This window comes from Companilactobacillus paralimentarius DSM 13238 = JCM 10415 (genome assembly GCF_001434985.1).
Taxonomy (GTDB): Bacteria; Bacillota; Bacilli; order Lactobacillales; family Lactobacillaceae; genus Companilactobacillus; species Companilactobacillus paralimentarius.
Genome location: NZ_AZES01000058.1, coordinates 17,733 through 35,138, shown reverse-complemented (window position 1 = coordinate 35,138; position 17,406 = coordinate 17,733). Strand labels below are relative to the sequence as shown.

Below are 17,406 nucleotides of genomic sequence, written 5' to 3'. Positions count from 1 at the left end.
ACTTGGATTCAATTTATTTTGTCCAAGTGGCTAACTTGTTATTGAAATTTTCGGAATTTTTCTAACCTTTAATTTCTATTGAGAAAACTATTTAACGTCCTTTGCTGCAAGCCATTCATTAGTGGCAACTCGATACATTGTTTGACCATTAATTTGAGCTGTTCTGTCAGTTCTCCATGCAGTATCAGTACCTAACACACGGTTAGTAATTCTTTCACCCTTACTGTTATACAAAGTTGTTTGCTTATTAGTTGTTATAACTGAATCGATTAATTTGATTTCCAAGCCATTATTTACTTTAACCCATTCGTTTGTAGCAACACGTAGATAAGTTACACCATTAACAACCTTCTTTTGGTCAACCTTCCATGCAGTGTTCTTGCCTAGACCAACATTGGTAATTAGCTCACCATTGTCGTTATACAATTCTGTACTTGTTGTTGGTGCGTATACTGAACTATATGATGTAGCTGGTGTTGTTGTCTCATCGTTATTCTTATTTTCATCAGCAGTTGTTGAAGTACTTGTATTATTGTTGGTTGAAGTACCTGTGTTTGTATTCGAACCAGTATTTCCTGTATTTGTATTTGATCCTGTGCTTGTTGAGTCAGTATCTGGTGGTAATACAACAACATCCTTAGAAGCTACCTGTTTTGAATTGGCTCCTAAAAATTGAGACCACCAACCACCGGCAGCCACAATAGTATTGCTACCAGTATTTACAGTAGTAGAACCAGATTCAGGACTAGCAACATAATGGACTCCAAAATGGAAAGTCACCCCTTTACCACCTTTTTGTTCCAAATATTGATTAATTTCAGATGGAGTTAGATTTCTTTTTATAGAACCATCATTTGCAGTTGCTGTAGCAAAAATTGAATAACTACCTGCTTGGTCTTCTTCATTACTACTAAAGTAAATATTGCTTTTATCTTTATTATCATTGAAGTGCATGAAAAAATTATCTTTTTCATCAAAAATTTCGGGCAAAGGGCTTTGTGGAGTGAGAATACTTCCATCAGCTAAAGAAAACCAACCATCTGATCCTACTATATACACAAGACCAAGATCAGAATTGTTTAATAAAGGTATATCATTATTAATTCTAAAGCTATCCTTCATTTGGCTTTCCCATTTTTCAGCATCATTTTTTTGAGCTGAAGTTATATCCGTCGTGTTAGAAAATTTTTCTTGCCCTGAATTGTCCGAGAGTATAGATGACATTTGATAAGCTTCATTACTTTCAGTCGTAGATGAAATTGGACTACCGTTTTTCGTATAAGTTGGAATACCATTTGGAAGGATAATTCCGGTAACAGCATTAGTCTTGGGATCCCTTTGCAATTTAGGTACTATGTATTCTTGATCCACTGAATATCCTTCAAATACAGGCATTCTTAATTCTTCATTATTGTCAAAGCCCTTCCCATTAACATAAACACTGTTATAGGAAATGTTTATTTGTTTACCATCTTTAATGGCTGGAAAAGTACCGGTTATACGACATTCACCTTTTATTCCAGTCCAATTGTCTTCTACACTAGTTTTGTATACTTTACTAGTATTAGTAGTACTTGTCTTAGTATCTTCATTCACTGTATCTGCTTTAGCAGTAATTTCTGTTGTAGAACTGAAAACTGGTGCAGCAATTGGTGCGATGGCCAACAATGATGCAGCAGTAATCCCCATATATTTAACTCTTCTATTCAAAATCCCATTCCTCCATAACATTTCGTTTACTACGAAAGATTATCACAGAGGTGTGTCACAATATGACAATGCAAGCTTTCCACCAAATTTTTTTGAAATTTTTATTTAATATTTTTTAAAGTCATTGCTAGATGTTCCAAATTGCCTAACAAGTCCTTTTTTTCATTTTCGGACCAATCTTTCAAAGCTGAATCAATCATTTCTACTCTGGTTTTATCTAAAACTTTTTTCAATTCTTCTCCTGATTCCGACAAAACTATTGAGCGAACTCGAGCATCCTTTTCTCCATCTTTAGTGGTAACGAGTTGTTTTTGTTCCAGCTTATCGATTTGTCGACTAACACTAGAATGACTTTTACCTAAAAGATTGGCTAAATCAGAAACATTTGTTGGTTGCATACGACCGATAGTCACAAATAACTGAAATGACACTGCTTCTAAATCGACTCCAGCTTGTTTGATAAAGGCTTTATCGCGATCGGTTCTATTAAAAAATGAAACAATGGTCACTAATGATTCAATCAATTGATTGTCCATTATTTCATCACCACTACTGCTCGTGGATTCAATGGTGCTTGCCAAGCTTTTTCAATATCTGCCAAATCAAATTCATTTACTGGAATTTCTATCTTTTCTTGAGCTGCCCATTCGAACACGCCCTTAATTGCTGATAATAATTCAGGCATCGTAGCACTTTTAACACCACTGCCCAAAATTTCAATAGCGGATGAACGCAAGACGGCTGATGGTAAAGCAATTTCGTTTTGACCAGCTGATGCTCCGATACTGACGAATTTGGTTACATGGTGACCACCAAACTTGGCTACTGCGGTCATAATGGCAAGTGCACTGTCGCCCCAAAGATAATCCAAGACAACATCAACACCATCTTTAAATACTTCTGCCAAATCATTCGTTAATTGATTAGCACCATCGGACTTGTCCATATCAAATGCAACTGCTTTATCAGCTTCTAGTTTGGCTAACTTTGTTGCATTTCTTCCAGTAACAATTACTTTCTTGGCCCCCAAATGATAGGCAATTTTAACGGCTAAACTTCCGGCAGTTCCTGTAGCGCCATTAATCAAAACTGTTTGACCAGCTTGAAAATGTACTCGACTAACTAGGGCAGCCCAAGATGACATTCCTGGATTAGCAATAGCGGCGGCTGTAACATCATCAATACCATCTGGTAATGACACCATGAGTTGCTTATTGATCAATGTTTGTTCAGCTAAGGACCCGAAAGGTGCATTAGTAGCTAAGAAATAAACTCTTTTTCCATCAACCTCACCTACTCCATCTGTCCCGGCCACGTTTGGATAAATATGATCGGCTGAATAATGATTTCCTAGAGCTCTCATTTTAGTTAAATTGCTTAAAGCTGACGCCTTAACATTTACAAGTACATTTTTCTCTTTAGATTTTGGTTCTTCGAATGTTGAATAAACTGGTGTAGTTCCTTTTTCTTTAACGATTGCTGCTTTCATAAATTAATTACCTCTTTTTTTAAATTTTATATTTTAATACATTATGTGTGTTTTGCACTTAATTAGATTAACATCGATATGTGCATAATGCAACTATTTTTTCATAAAAAAATAGACCTTATCAAAATTGATAAGATCTATTACTTTTTAATCAGTTGCGTCAGCTGTATTAGTAACTTTATTTTTAGATTTATGTTCATATCTATAATAAAGTGTGAATCCAACTAGACCGAAGACTACTGGTCCAATAATTGTCCAAAGAGCATCTGTATATGCGCCTTCCATAATTGGTTGGAGCAATGTAAAGATAATGGCGAAAGCCAAAACTAAGAAGACAACTATTGTAACAGTCCACATAGCTTTTTTATTCTTATAGAATAAATATGGTTTTTCAATATCTTTATTCATATTAAAGAATGGATATGCACCAACTAAGAACAAATATGGAACAGTCGTAGAAACATTAGCCATCAATGTCAAAACATTGTAAAGTGCTTTGGCATTCTTACCACCCATATCAACAATTAAAATAAGGACGATAACTACGGCAGCTTGAATCCACATTGCATAAGCAGGCATACCATGTTTATTCAACTTAGTAACCTTTGCAGGCCACAAATCTTTTGGTGTACCCAAGATGAATGACTTCAATGGTGAATAAATCAAAACAAAGAAAGCACCCATGTAAAGAACAAACATATCAAAGCCAGTAAATCTAGCTAACCATTCACCTAAGGCAATGGCAGCGGCACTACCTAAACCAATATGGCTACCAAATTGATAACCAAGATTACTCATCATAACGTAAGTAATATTACCTAAGTTAACATTACCTTTGGCAATAACAGCGTTCCAATTAGCACTCATTGACCAACAGAAAATAGTTAATGAATAAACTAAAGCCATAATAACAGCCGCAATTAAAACACCACGTGGAAAATCTTTCTTAGGATTCTTCATACTATCAGTAACACCACCAACAGATTCCATACCACCGTATGCAAAGATTGCATAAACGATAAAGGAAACCATCCCTAGTGGTGAAGCAAATGCAGGATTAGCAGAATGGATAAATGTGTCTAAACCATTGATAGGTTCAGCCGTGTGGAATCCTGACATAAACAAAACTGCCAAACTTAAAACAAAGAAAATAACTTGTAAGGCAATTGTCATAATTCCACCAAAATTAGAAATCTTGGAAATTTTATCAATACCTTGTGAAGCTGTGTATGTAACAAATATGATCCAAAGAACAGCTAAGATACCAATAACTTGTGTGGCACTTAATCCAAATAATCCCCATGTTTGTGTGGCATCATGTCCTGCAAACATTGTTGAAAGTGGAATCCAAACTTTTGAAGAAGTCGACACTAGCCAAACTTCCCATGAAGCTAACCACATAAAAGTACCGATGAAAGCCCATTTTGCACCAACGGCTCCCTCGATCCAGGAATAAATTCCACCCTTTGCTTCATTAAAGGCAGCACCATATTCAGCTACCATGAATCCTACAGGTAAGAAGAATAGAAGTGCAGCGAAAATGTACCAAATAATACTTGCCAATCCCATTTGCTCGTAAGCAACAGTAGTATTAGCGAATCCAAAGATTGCCGTGAAAATCATCATTATTAATCCAAATAATGTGATTGTTTTTTTCGGCGAATTGCCATCATTCATTTTATAAAACCCCTCATTTAATTTTCAATGTACAAATTTTTACAAATTCATATCTGTCTTGAAGTTAAGAGGTGAAAAATCAGTCGAGTCCGTAATTAATTGAGCGATTAGCTCTTTATAACCATCAATTGAAAGTTTTGCCATTTCAAATGAAGCTTTTGTTAAATAATTAGGTAATTCCTCATCATCTTTGCTTGAAGCTTGCTCATCAAAATCATGCAACTTTTTACGTAACGTGATATTGATAGCCTCTTGCTTGTCTTGGAACATTTTTCCAAGTTCTTTATAATGACTGTCTAGTAAAACTCCAGCCAATTTGTAGGTCCAATAAGCTGACTTACTGTCGTATGGTAGTTCTCCAAGTTTGTACTCTTCAGGGGTATCTGTCATTCCCATATAGAAAGGAACATAGATACTTTGTGAAGCTACACCCATGGCTAACCAGTGCACACAAGCAATTTCAGGAGCCATATTAGGTCTTACTTGTAAGACATGTGACTCTTGTGTTTTAGCCAAACTAATTGGACGGAAACGTTTGTTATCCTTTGACTCATTCAATGGATCATAAGGCGTCTTTTGGAAATGTGAAGCCAAGTAATCTTGAGCATCATCGACACTCAATAAACGATTAGCCTTTTTGATAAGAGACAAGTTTTCACTTTCAGGACTTTCATCCGTCTTACCAGAAAACTCTTGTTGGCCCCACCAAACCCGTGGCGTACTGTAAATCTCATCGGATAAAGTATGCGTTCCAAAAATTTCTCTAAAATTGAACGTATCTGGTTTAGCATTCAAGTGATTGTCAGAAACAAATTTTTGAATATCTTTGTGATACAAGAAATTCTTTTCATCGTCAAAGTCAATCTCTTGAATTGCTAATTGATTGGCTACCACAGCGTAGCTATCGTCGGGAATGCGCTGTGCTACCCAATAGTGACCTGATCCACTTTCGAAATACCAAACCTCATCTTTATCAGAGAAAAGGACTCCGTTAGTTTCACAAGTTCCGTATTTTTCAATAATTTCACCTAAACGCAAGACGCCTTCTTTAGCTGTCTTGATGTAAGGCAAAACTACTGTAATCATAGCTTCCTCACCAATACCATTTATCTCAAGAGGATCTGCACCTAAAACACGTTGATTAGAATAAGCACTTTCGGTAGCACTCATTCCAACTCCGTATTCATTAAAGCCATCCTCTTCGAATAGTCCCTCTTTTGAGGTCCATTCAGGAGTAGCGGAATATTTACTGCGAATCTTAGGTAAGTCCATTTGAAAATCATTGGCTTGAGAAACAAATTTTTGTTGCTCAGTAAATTCTTTATGTTCATGAATCACAAAATGCTTAGGCCAAGACGCTTTTGCATCCTCGTTTCTACCAATAATAGTAGAACCATCAACAGTTGCACCCTTACCAATCAAAATGCTAGTACATGCAGATAAAGAACTCTTGTTATACTCTAATGCCATCAAATCACCTTACTTAAATTTTACTGCGGTACCATATGCTGCAACTGTTTCCATGTCAGCACTAATTGAATCGGAATCAAAACGCATCATGACTACAGCATCAGCACCCATATCAACTGCATTTTGTCGCAAACGACTAATAGCAATATCACGAGCCTCTGTTAGCAGTTCAGTATAAGCTTTAATTTCGCCACCTACGATGTTTTTGAACCCAGCACCGATATTCTTAACGACGTTTTTTGATTGAGTAGTCAATCCGAAAACTTCGCCAATAATTTCGTATTCATGTCCTGGAATATGCTCAGTTGTAGTTACCAATATCTCGTTCTTATCCATTGATTCACCTCACAAAAATATTTATTTCACTCCATTAAATAATGTAACACATTCAAAAGGAATTATGAGTAGTTATTTAGAAATTTATTATACCTATTTTAAGGAGATTAAAAAAATAAAAGCGCCATCACAACTATTGTGACAGCACTTTTAAAGAATTTCGTTTGATCATTATTTATCAGTTTTCTCATTTACTTTATGAGCAACTTTATCTACTGCTTCATCTACTTTATCCTTGGCTTTACCCATTGCTTCTTGAACTTTACCTTTTAATTCTTGTTTGTCGTTACCAGAAGCTTTGCCAACGGCCTGATTTGTTTTACCTTTAATTGCATCTTTTTTACTATCAACACTCATAATAAAACTCCTCTCATAACTTTATTTATGATTAAAGTTTAGCAAGTTACCGGTTGATCTAGCAAATTAGAAGCTCGCACGTCAAAAAGATCCATCAATTAATGAATTGTTGCAACCACCTGACAAATAAAATAAATCATAGCTATAACAATACACAACCTTACAATGATCAAATTACGATCAATTCGTTCTGATCTTCTTCTTTTACGTAATCTATCAGTTCTTGTCATTTGTTACACCCGCTTTCGTTCTTACAGTTCTATTTTATAATACTTAAATTGTAATGGTCATTTCTTAAAGAATCCTTAAGCAATTATTGTAATATCCATTTAATATTATCGATATAAATTTGATGTATTCAACATCCATGTTAGATTAATTTAATAAGCTCTTAAATAATCGTAACTCGCCAAAATTAGACGGTTATTTTTTTGTAATTATTTTGAGAAATCAAAAAGCCGTTAACCTTCAAGTTAACAGCTTTTTTATAATTTGATTACTATTATTGGGCATATTGGGAACAATATGGACATCCAATAAATACTGTAATATCAATGTTTATAGCCTGTTTATTAGTGAAATAATACCCTTTGACTATATTTTGACTATATACCCTCTAAAAATTAACATAATTAGCATACTTTTGAGCTGTATCTTTACGTTGTTTTCTAGTAACTTCCGTATACACATCAGCAGTAGTTTTATAACTTGAGTGTCCTAATTGCGCTTGTACCTCTTTTAGTGAAGCGCCAGACTCAATAGCAAGGGTAGCAAACGTACGTCTAAATGCATGAACAGTTACATTCTTTAAATCAAAACGAGAAATAACACGTTGTAACCATATTCTAGGTTTAGTAGGAACAAGCATAGTATTTCTATTATTGGAAAATACAAGTTGATCTTTATTAATTGTATTAAAACCTAACATTAGTAGCTCATTACGTTGCGTTTTACGCCACTCTTTCAGCATTGACATAGTTTTATCATCAACGTTTACTACTCTTACACTAGCATCCGTCTTAGGTGTATTAACTAATAAGCGACCGTGAGCGCCTTGTGATTCTGTTTTAGTAATACTTATCTGATTATTATTAAAGTCTATATCAGTCCAAAGCAACGCCAAACTTTCGCCCTTGCGCATCCCTGTAAATGCTAATAGTCTAAAATACATGTATGCCTGCGGATTATCCAAGTCATTCAAACATTCAAAAAAATGTTTCAATTCTTTTAAATCATAATAGTTATCTTTCATAGTTTTAAATTGGCTTGTGTTAACTGGTAAAATAACCCTACTTGCGGGATTATCATTAATAATCTGCATCTTATAAGCCCACGTAAGAACTCTATTAATATAATTGTAAAATCTCTTATACCTAGTTAAGCCAGCCTTAAACCACTTATTAACAGCCGTCTGAATATGAATAGTTTTAAGCTTATTCATAGGGATGCTACCTATTTCTGGTAAAATATGAAGTGTAAAGTGTTCATCGGTTTTAGTATAAGTAGATTCTTTGACCGTTGATTTATATTGATCGTACCATTGTTTATAGATAGCCTTAAACGGCTTATTATCTAATTTCTGAAAGCCATGCTTGTCAGTGTCTAATAATAGTTTAGACATTGCTAAGCGGGCTTCTTTTTGTGTCTGAAAACCTCTACGAGTAGTAGTTTTTACTTTGCCTGTTAGTTCATCCATTCCTAAATAAACACTAAACATATAGGCGGTCGTACCGTCTTTTTTCTCGTACATTTTAATTTCTGTCATTGTCCTACTCCTAAACGCTAGCGGGGCGTGTTAGTTTCGTGGGTGGTTAATTAAGCCACTTGTGGCTAATCATAGTCACATTAGGCAATTCCAATGATTCCAGTGCATAAAAGCTAGGCCATACATATATATACGTTAGTATTCCAGCTTTTATCTTTCCTTTTTTATCTTTCCATGGAAAATCATTATAATAATTTGTTTGAAATTCCTTGAATATTTTCTCACTTAGTTCTTTACAAAATTGAAGTAAAACCAGTTCGGTATCTGATACATCCATGATAGGAACAGTCATTTTATTATTAATTAAATCACGTCTAAATTGATTCTCGCCATTCTTTAATGCTTTTCCTGTAATTGTACCTAAAAAATAGTTAGAAACTACATCAATCATTTTTAAAACATTAGTTGTATTATCTGTCGATTTTAGGTTTAAAAAATTTATTTTAATAATATCATTTTCAAATATGAATGGAGCAAGTACTTTAAACGATCCATTCGTTTCATCTTCTTTATATGAAAATTCAAAAGAAATATTTTTTTTCTTAAAATCAACTTTAAATTGTTTTACATCATAGCTGTACTTACTGATTTTTTCCATTAGATCAGTAATATTATCAAGTGAGAAAAAATCCATTATTTTTGAAATGGTTTCCATTCTAACCATCTTACTATCGCCATTAGCTAATTGTGTTAACGATGTTCTGCTTATTCCTGTTTCATCTGATAATTCATTAATTGACACATTATTTTTTTCCAATAGTTCTTTCAGTTTTATAACTATCATAGTTTTCCTCGCATTAGTACATTCTATTGAACAAGAATAGTATACAACACCTGTCGTGTATTTGACAAACCATAATCAATAGTATAAGCTACATTTAAACATTACAACTAATGTAGTGTTTACTATACAAAAAAGGAGAATACTATGAAAAATAACCTTTCAATGATTCTAGGTTCACGTCTTATTAGTATTTCAGATGTATCTGATAATACTGGCCTAAGTAGAACAACAGTCACAGACATTTACTATAAGCGTGCTAATGATTTTAAATTATCAACTCTAGAAAAGATTTGTGACTTTTTACAAATCACATTATCTGAACTAGTCGAATATGAACCACAAAAAAATAAGGAGGACAAATAGAAATGGAAATTACACTATCACACGATCAACAAGCATCCCTAGGGGATGACATTTATAAGTTGGTTACTGATTCCATTAGCAAGGCTCGTAAGGATGCCAGCATTGATAGTAAAGATTTTTTCCGTAAGAAAGAGGCTTGTATGTATTTAGGTGTATCGAATAATACCCTTGATAAGTTTCTCGCTATTGGCATGCCTTACCACGTTGTTAGAGGTATCACGCTTTACAGTAAAGAAGAGATTAAACAATTTGTATTAAAACAATAATTCAAGTCTAGCGGGGCGTTTAAAACTAATACAAATAAAATAATCGGAGAAATCAACATATGACACCATACAACAGTGAATTAGATGACAAATTAGACAAAGAGCTACTAGGACTATATGACGAAATGCATATTTATTTTGATGCTATCGAAAATGATAGCGTGGTTATTGAGAATAGCATTTCATATGATGCTACTGAATTGGCTCCCAAACTAGCTAAAGATTCTTTGCGAGTAGCTGAAATCTTACATATTTACGATACAGAAATAGCGAAATAATTATGAAATCGAGTGTAAATAAAAAAAGACCTATCCTCTCTCGCCAAAGTAAGGATAAGTCCGCAATATTCAAAGTAATATCTACACTCAATTATAAACTGAAATTGAGGGAGATTCAAAAAATTATGAACGAACAAATACAAGAAATACTTGAAAACAATTTAAAGAACAAACAACTAATTGATTTACTAGCATCAAGTGTAAATGCAGAAGTTTACATAGCTCAAAGTGACAAAACAATGGCTAGTTATGGACTATTTAATTTAGGTGGTCTATCCGCCATCAGTGATAATTTATCAAATTTATCAAAGTCATTGAATGATGTGGATGCCAAGCTATCCGATATATTGGAGGTTTTAGACAATGGCTAACTCTATTGACCCATTTGACGTAGAAGAAATCGCCAACCAATTGAATAACGACAAGATGTTATTAGAAATTTTAAGAGATGAAATACAAGTATTAGATGAACAGAGAGCCAGTAACACATATACCGCTAACGAGATTACTAACGAGTTAGAACGTGTTACACCTCGTGTACTAGCCTTGTGCGACATTCTATTGAATGAAACTAACAACAATAACAGCCAACTAATGAAGTTAGTAAATGATGTAATCCATGGGGATGATAAGAATGACTAAAAATCTATCCGAGTACGCTAAACATTATGCTAAAAAAGGTTTTTACGTTTTACCACTTTCACAGGATAAGACGCCACTTATTAAGTTTGCTAACCATCCCGCATTAACAGAAGACGAAATAGAAAATGTTTGGAACAAATATCCTTATGCTCAAATTGGTTTAAGAACCGTGCAATTTTTTGTCGTTGATATTGATAATGAAATTGGACATGGAACGGATGGTTTTAAGTCAATTAAAGGAATAGATCTAAATGAAACATTGTCACAGACCACTGCTAGTGGTGGCAAACAGTATTTTTATAAGAAACCTAAAGATATTAGCCTAAGTCAAAATATTGGGATATTGGATGGAGTGGATATAAAAGCCCACATCAATAACTATGTGATGGTAGCGCCTAGTGAAAGAAAAGACGTGGCATATAAATGGGATAACCATTTACCAATGAATGAACCAAGCAAAGATATTATCAATTTGATTAAGCAATCTAAGCCGACTAAAAAAGGTATAACTCTTAATTTTAATGGTGGTATAAGAATAAAGAAATACACAGGCAAGTTGATAGATGAAATGGTTACAGGCACATCCACAGGAACACGTAACGACTGGTTAACTAGAATGACAGCCAAGTTACTTTTTAGTGGTGCAGAACTTGAAAATATCTATTATATGCTGTTGGTAATTAACAGCAATTTTATAGATGAACCACTTGAAGAAAGTGAGGTAAATAAAATTTTTAACAGTATGGTAAACAAGGACGGTGGACAATGAAAGAATTACCCAAAGAAATAAAAGAAACAATTGATAATAGTAAAACAGAGATTGTGACTAGTCCACCTGAGTTAGTGCCTTATGATATTAGTTTTACACCCTACCCGTCTGAAGAAGTGGCAAGTGATCCCGATACATTGAGAGCCTATAACGAACAAGCTAATGAGAGAACACCTAAATGGCTAGATTTATGGTTTGTGTATAAAAAACCCACTAGGAATAAATTAGGCGGTAGTATTACTTTAAATCATGATGTGGATGACGTTACTTATGGTGATGCATTCCTTAGAACCAATATTATGAAACGATCTAAAGGAATGATGGAGGGTTTTAATTACCTACCTAATAAAGGCATTTGGAACATATATGGTAAGGGCGAATCACAAGCAACTATTGAAAGCATATTAACAAGAGATTTACGTGCATGGGGTGTTTATGAAAATAACACGGTTAACAGGGTTAGACTTTATATTTTACGAATGATGTTTGATAGGTCACTCGGAAATAAATCACCTTTCGATACAGCTCGTCCCGAATTAGTTGCCTTTAAAAATGGAACTTATAACATTTTGACTGATGAGTTACAGCCCCACAATCCTAATAATTATTTGCTAACGTACCACAACTATAATATCAATCCAGATATAAATGAATGTCCCGCCACTGATCATCTTATGAAAAAGATGTTTGGTGATGCATCCATTACTTTGAAAGAATATATAGGCTATATGTTTTATCACTCATATTCAAAATTCAATAAGGCGGTATTTTTACATGGAACAGGTGGCAATGGTAAAAGCACATTTATTAACCACGTTTTAAAGAATGTAATTGGTGATGATAATAATTCAGCTATTCCACCCGATCAAATGGGAGGTAAGCAAAACAGATTTAATACAGCGGAATTGTTTAGAAAAGAAGTAAATATGGTTGCTGATATTGATGATGAATATATTGAAAATACCGCTATTTTAAAGAATTTAACTGGTGGTGATTCAATTAATGCAGAATTTAAGGGCATAACAGGTTTTCATTTTAGAAACTATGCAAAACTTCTTTTTTCGGCTAACAGCTTACCAAAGTTTAAGGATGATACAGATGGTTTTGCCAGCAGATTAATTACTATTGATACGATCAGTCCTAATACTAGAAATGAACCTAATGGACATCCCGAGTGGTGGAATGATATAGACATGAACAAAATCAAAAAAGAAGCTCCTATTTTTGCAGTTAATTGTATGCAACTATTTAGCAAAGTAATAAAGAGAAATGCTTTTACCATTCCTAGAAGTGTACAAATTAGTACGAATAAATGGAAAGATGATAATGATAAATTTAAACAATTTATAAGTGATTGCTTTGAATTTACTAATGATGATACTAATGGAGAAAAGGCTGTTTATATTCATGATGCTTGGGTTAAATACGCAAGGGGCAACGGTTATTCAGATAAAATGAGTATTTCAACAATAGCTAATAAATTGGAAAAGTATGGAATTTATAAAAAGAAAAGTCGTAATGGTAATGGTATATCAGATACCGCTAATCCTGTTTCTAGGTTTATGGGTATACGAGTTATTACTGATAACGGTTATGATTAATTACAAACTGGAACATTGGAACAAAACTGGAACACGTTTAAACGCTGTAAATACAGCCTTTATAGCCAGTTTGTTCCATGTTCCACTCTTTTTTAACTTTATTTTATAAAATAAAAAAATAAAGAGTAGTAGTACGTATAGTGGTAAAACACAGAAATTATACAGAAAGAATTTTTCACGTAAATAACTGGAACATGGAACATATTATTCCATAACCCTTGATAGAGTAAGACAGTGGCTTGTTCCATCTTTGTTCTATTGTTCCACTTGTTCCAGTAAATGGAACAAATTAATTAGAAAGGAACACACTCATGGATCTATTAACTGATTTTTACCCGCTTTACAATTACATAAAGAAGCATCATAAATTACTTGATCCATCACGCTTTAAATGTGAACCAATGAATTGGTACGATAATCCACGTATGTTTTTAGAATTAAAACCATTAGAACAAACAATACTAATAGCATGGATATTTAATACATTAGTTCCAAGTAAAGGGATTAATGATAGAGCTGATTCATATCAATTAAAACACCGATTCAGTAAATCCCTGTTAGGGTTCTATATTTCTAATGGACAATTTAAGGGAGCAATGATTATAGCTGGATATAATTCCAAGGATATGAATAATCAAAATTGGCATTTTAATATAAGACAATCAAGTATAACTAATTTGCGTAAAACTAATTCAAATGTTATTTCAAGTAAGATTAAGTCTTAATTAATGGAGATGTAAACAATGACAGATAAAACTAAACAGATGTATCAAATTAAGATCGTAACCGCTTATGAAGTAAGTGGTGGCTATATTTCAGATAATAATGAACGTGCAACTCGCACACAGAAATACATCAATGATGTATGCAATATATTAATGGATAACGATTGTACTGTATTAGATATTGAGAATGCTCATAGTTTTCCCATTGTTATTAAATACATGCAACCTATCGAATAGAGCCATCAAGGGATGTTATTAAGTGGCATCCCTTTTATTGTCCACGCAAATATAATTAACGAGGTGTATCAATGACAAGAGGCTACAAAGAAATAATAGATTGGATGCATTTAATTGCTAAGGCTAACACACGACTAACACACTATTGGGGCATGGTTACCAAAGCCAATGAATTAGCAGACATACAAGGTACTCGTATAGAGCCTGTTCATGTATCAAATGGTAGTAATAGCAATGGAACAGAGAACAAACTAATTAAGTATTTAGATATTAAAGAACAACTTAATAAGATTGATAAAGCAGTTGAGCCATTGAATGATAGACAGAAACAAATACTTACATTGACTTACTTTAATAAGTATCGTGCATCTGAATACATTATTATGGATGTCATGAACCTTTCAGATCGTGGCGATTATATTGACCTGTGGGACGATGCTCTTATAGACTTTGCTAATAATTACTATGATAAAGATACTATTGCTAGTTGTTAGCAACAACAAGATGGAAGTGCGCAGGGATAGGTGACAATTTAGGTACTAAACCTGACATGCCACAGGAAGCTGTATAATTGTTTATGAGTGTTGTTAGACTATTTGTAGGGTCCAATAGCCCCGCCCCCTATACGCGCCGATAAGAGCGCACACAATACCATTCGTTTGTGTCAAAAGACAATTTTTAAACTTTTTTACCTGGGAGGGAGACTTTAGTCAAGAAATAATCGTACAGTGGAAAAAGGCAAGCTGAAGAAGTTAATGACGGGCGTTCAGTATGTAAGGTATTAGCCTATAGCGGACGAAAAATTATTCATCATTATGTTGGAATGCACATAAAATAAGAGCTTCTGACGGATTGGGATGGTCAGGAGCCCTAACGATTAAGATAGAAATCAGTACACTACTCTTTATGATCGAATTTCCAATGGCGAGTTTGATTTATTTCCAATTTTTCATTTACTAAATCATTGGGGTTTTCTCCAAGTTTTTCGCATAGATAGTAAGCATAAGTTAAAACATCGGCTACTTCCATCTTTAAGTTGACAATGTCGGAGGAGTCTAAATCTTCATCATTGCGCTTCCAAAGAAAGACCTTTTCTACTTCAGAAGACTCAATAGATAATGCCCTAGATAGTGATATGAGCGTATGGTATTCCTGCCACTGCTTACGGTCTCTAAATTCAATTAGCTTAGCTAATACATCCTCATAGTTCATTACTGAACCTCCTTATTAATACCCATAAAGTCATAGAAATATTGTTGCATTTTTTTGTCTTCAAAGTATACACGTACGCCGTCAATACCTCGCGTTAAAAGGACATAGTAAATATTCTTAATGAAGTTTGAAAAACCCTCTTTACTGTAGTCATCGGATTTGTATTGACCATTGCGATCTTTGTAATTCTCCGGGATGCCGATTATTTTACCGGTATTATCAATAGAAATATCTGTTGAAATAATAACACCTGCGTAATTAAGATCAATGCCTTGAACAGCATGAATTGAACCAATTTCAATGCGAGAATTCTTTTTCATCAACCAGTTTTCACTATCAGAATTCCATTTCCAATGGTAGTTACCCTCTACCCAGTCATAGACATCGTTTCGATCTCTGTTTTTCTTTTGATGACTAGCCCATTCACGTGTATAACCAGCCATAACACGATTTTGAGTAGCAGGTTCGTAATTTTCACAATCATCTAAATAGTCAAAAAGTTCATGAATTGAGTTCACCACTCCAAAATAGGCATCTGGATTAGTGAGGTATGATTGGAAAATATTATGATCAAATTTTGCATTAGAGGAATCTATTTGTAAGAATTCTTGAATTCCGGTCATAAAATCATCACTGGTATATGTTTTGTTTAGCTCGTTGATATTGACTCGATACTCTTTGGTAAGTTTAAGTTCTTTGAATTCATTATCGGTGAGAAATGTATTGTAATCTTTTTTGGGAATGTCAGATGGACGAATAGTTTGAGCAGGATCATAAAATAAAATAAAGCATGGATTTAATTTTCCCAGTAGTTTAAGCTCATTCTGGTTTTCATCTTTATTAAAAATGTCTTGGGTAACGTGATTACCTTTGGAATAATACCTCCTAAGTCGATGGGCTTCGTCAACCAGAACGTAATCATACTGCTCACCACTTTTAATTAATTTATAAGCTGTAAAGACATCTATATTTTTAACAGAATATGCTTGAAAAATCTTTTGAGCACTTTTAACCCAGTTAGTTTTAACAACCACTGCAATACGTTTGTTAGGGTAGGTTTGACTTAATCTGGCCGCCAAGTTAGTTAAAACGACAGTTTTTCCTGTACCGGCCAATCCAGAGACGATATAGTTTTGGGGTTGTCTAATTATTTCATTAATGATGTTATTTTTTTCTTCAGAAAGTGAAGTGAAGGGAGAATATTTGAATAGGATAGATTCTTTGACAGCCGCTAAATTTTTCTTCAACACGTAATCTTTACTGAATAGTTCTTCCCAAAAAGGATTTATGAAATCAGTTAGGACTTCATCTTGGTTTTGATAAGCTGGGGATTCGTTGCCTGAAGTGCCATTATTAACAGTCATATTTCTATCGTCCTCATAATCCGCCGTGATATAAGTTATGAGTTTTTTTTCGATATCGTCAAGTGATAATTGATTGATTAATATGCCAAAGACAACTATGACCTTGGTATATGATCCGTTTATGTATCGATGATTACTTTCTTGGACATGCTGCTTGTGTCGACTAAAAAAATGCTTAGTTTGGCCAACGTATACATTTTTTGGCCCTAAATATATATAGATGGCATCATTATTTTCAAGCGCTTTTTTATCACGAGGTCTGAGACGAATTGGTGACAATCTTCCAGTCCCCTTTTCTATGGAAAATTCCTTAGTTATAAATTTATTAGACATGATTATGTAATCCTCCGATTTTGGATTG

21 protein-coding genes are annotated in these 17,406 nt (G+C 34.0%); 10 read left to right on the top strand and 11 right to left on the bottom strand.

Annotated features, from left to right (window positions below):
* Positions 1-87: 87 nt before the first annotated feature.
* From FD33_RS05980 to FD33_RS05940, 9 genes are all read right to left on the bottom strand, one after another.
* On the bottom strand, positions 88-1,710 hold the full coding sequence (locus FD33_RS05980; protein WP_025084970.1) for an SLAP domain-containing protein: 1,623 nt from the start codon (positions 1,708-1,710) through the stop codon (positions 88-90).
* Positions 1,711-1,811: 101 nt separating this feature from the next.
* Positions 1,812-2,246: a MarR family winged helix-turn-helix transcriptional regulator gene (locus FD33_RS05975; protein ID WP_025084969.1), complete on the bottom strand. Its 435-nt coding sequence runs from the start codon at positions 2,244-2,246 to the stop codon at positions 1,812-1,814.
* Positions 2,246-3,199 (bottom strand): quinone oxidoreductase family protein, encoded by a 954-nt coding sequence (locus FD33_RS05970; RefSeq protein ID WP_025084968.1) that lies wholly within the window; start codon positions 3,197-3,199, stop codon positions 2,246-2,248. Before FD33_RS05970 ends, FD33_RS05975 begins: the two co-directional genes overlap by 1 nt.
* A gap of 147 nt (positions 3,200-3,346) precedes the next feature.
* Positions 3,347-4,876 carry a glutamate/gamma-aminobutyrate family transporter YjeM gene (yjeM, locus tag FD33_RS05965; protein WP_056955838.1) on the bottom strand — a complete coding sequence of 510 codons (1,530 nt, stop codon included), beginning with the start codon at positions 4,874-4,876 and terminating at the stop codon, positions 3,347-3,349.
* A gap of 39 nt (positions 4,877-4,915) precedes the next feature.
* Positions 4,916-6,346: a C69 family dipeptidase gene (locus FD33_RS05960; protein WP_025084967.1), complete on the bottom strand. Its 1,431-nt coding sequence runs from the start codon at positions 6,344-6,346 to the stop codon at positions 4,916-4,918.
* Between the two features lie 9 nt (positions 6,347-6,355).
* A complete protein-coding gene (locus FD33_RS05955) occupies positions 6,356-6,682 on the bottom strand; it encodes a heavy metal-binding domain-containing protein (protein ID WP_025084966.1) in 327 nt (108 codons plus the stop codon).
* A 171-nt stretch (positions 6,683-6,853) separates the two neighbouring features.
* Positions 6,854-7,039 carry a CsbD family protein gene (locus tag FD33_RS05950; RefSeq protein ID WP_025084965.1) on the bottom strand — a complete coding sequence of 62 codons (186 nt, stop codon included), beginning with the start codon at positions 7,037-7,039 and terminating at the stop codon, positions 6,854-6,856.
* 616 nt (positions 7,040-7,655) lie between these two features.
* Positions 7,656-8,789 (bottom strand): tyrosine-type recombinase/integrase, encoded by a 1,134-nt coding sequence (locus FD33_RS05945; protein WP_235700269.1) that lies wholly within the window; start codon positions 8,787-8,789, stop codon positions 7,656-7,658.
* 61 nt (positions 8,790-8,850) lie between these two features.
* Positions 8,851-9,588: a helix-turn-helix domain-containing protein gene (locus tag FD33_RS05940; protein ID WP_025084963.1), complete on the bottom strand. Its 738-nt coding sequence runs from the start codon at positions 9,586-9,588 to the stop codon at positions 8,851-8,853.
* 144 nt (positions 9,589-9,732) lie between these two features.
* Here FD33_RS05940 and FD33_RS05935 point away from each other — a divergent pair, with 144 nt between their 5' ends.
* From FD33_RS05935 to FD33_RS05890, 10 genes are all read left to right on the top strand, one after another.
* A complete protein-coding gene (locus FD33_RS05935; RefSeq protein WP_025084962.1) occupies positions 9,733-9,951 on the top strand; it encodes a helix-turn-helix domain-containing protein in 219 nt (72 codons plus the stop codon).
* Between the two features lie 2 nt (positions 9,952-9,953).
* The gene (locus FD33_RS05930; RefSeq protein ID WP_025084961.1) at positions 9,954-10,217 is read left to right on the top strand and encodes a MerR family transcriptional regulator; all 264 of its coding nucleotides are present in this window, start codon (positions 9,954-9,956) and stop codon (positions 10,215-10,217) included.
* A 59-nt stretch (positions 10,218-10,276) separates the two neighbouring features.
* A complete protein-coding gene (locus FD33_RS05925; protein ID WP_025084960.1) occupies positions 10,277-10,495 on the top strand; it encodes a hypothetical protein in 219 nt (72 codons plus the stop codon).
* A 125-nt stretch (positions 10,496-10,620) separates the two neighbouring features.
* A complete protein-coding gene (locus tag FD33_RS05920) occupies positions 10,621-10,866 on the top strand; it encodes a hypothetical protein (RefSeq protein WP_025084959.1) in 246 nt (81 codons plus the stop codon).
* Entirely contained in the window at positions 10,859-11,137 is a 279-nt protein-coding gene (locus FD33_RS05915) for a hypothetical protein (RefSeq protein WP_025084958.1), read from the top strand. The genes FD33_RS05920 and FD33_RS05915 overlap by 8 nt, the downstream gene beginning before the upstream one ends.
* The gene (locus FD33_RS05910; RefSeq protein ID WP_034543988.1) at positions 11,130-11,906 is read left to right on the top strand and encodes a bifunctional DNA primase/polymerase; all 777 of its coding nucleotides are present in this window, start codon (positions 11,130-11,132) and stop codon (positions 11,904-11,906) included. The genes FD33_RS05915 and FD33_RS05910 overlap by 8 nt, the downstream gene beginning before the upstream one ends.
* A complete protein-coding gene (locus FD33_RS05905) occupies positions 11,903-13,507 on the top strand; it encodes a DNA primase family protein (protein WP_056955837.1) in 1,605 nt (534 codons plus the stop codon). Before FD33_RS05910 ends, FD33_RS05905 begins: the two co-directional genes overlap by 4 nt.
* Before the next feature lie 311 nt (positions 13,508-13,818).
* Positions 13,819-14,232: a hypothetical protein gene (locus FD33_RS05900; protein ID WP_025084955.1), complete on the top strand. Its 414-nt coding sequence runs from the start codon at positions 13,819-13,821 to the stop codon at positions 14,230-14,232.
* Positions 14,233-14,250: 18 nt separating this feature from the next.
* The gene (locus tag FD33_RS05895; RefSeq protein ID WP_025084954.1) at positions 14,251-14,469 is read left to right on the top strand and encodes a hypothetical protein; all 219 of its coding nucleotides are present in this window, start codon (positions 14,251-14,253) and stop codon (positions 14,467-14,469) included.
* A 71-nt stretch (positions 14,470-14,540) separates the two neighbouring features.
* Entirely contained in the window at positions 14,541-14,963 is a 423-nt protein-coding gene (locus FD33_RS05890) for an ArpU family phage packaging/lysis transcriptional regulator (protein WP_025084953.1), read from the top strand.
* Positions 14,964-15,366: 403 nt separating this feature from the next.
* Here FD33_RS05890 and FD33_RS05885 read toward each other — a convergent pair whose 3' ends face one another.
* Together FD33_RS05885 and FD33_RS05880 are read right to left on the bottom strand one after the other, a co-directional pair.
* A complete protein-coding gene (locus FD33_RS05885; RefSeq protein WP_056955836.1) occupies positions 15,367-15,681 on the bottom strand; it encodes a MazG-like family protein in 315 nt (104 codons plus the stop codon).
* The gene (locus tag FD33_RS05880; RefSeq protein ID WP_025084952.1) at positions 15,681-17,378 is read right to left on the bottom strand and encodes a DNA/RNA helicase domain-containing protein; all 1,698 of its coding nucleotides are present in this window, start codon (positions 17,376-17,378) and stop codon (positions 15,681-15,683) included. The genes FD33_RS05885 and FD33_RS05880 overlap by 1 nt, the downstream gene beginning before the upstream one ends.
* Positions 17,379-17,406: the final 28 nt, after the last annotated feature.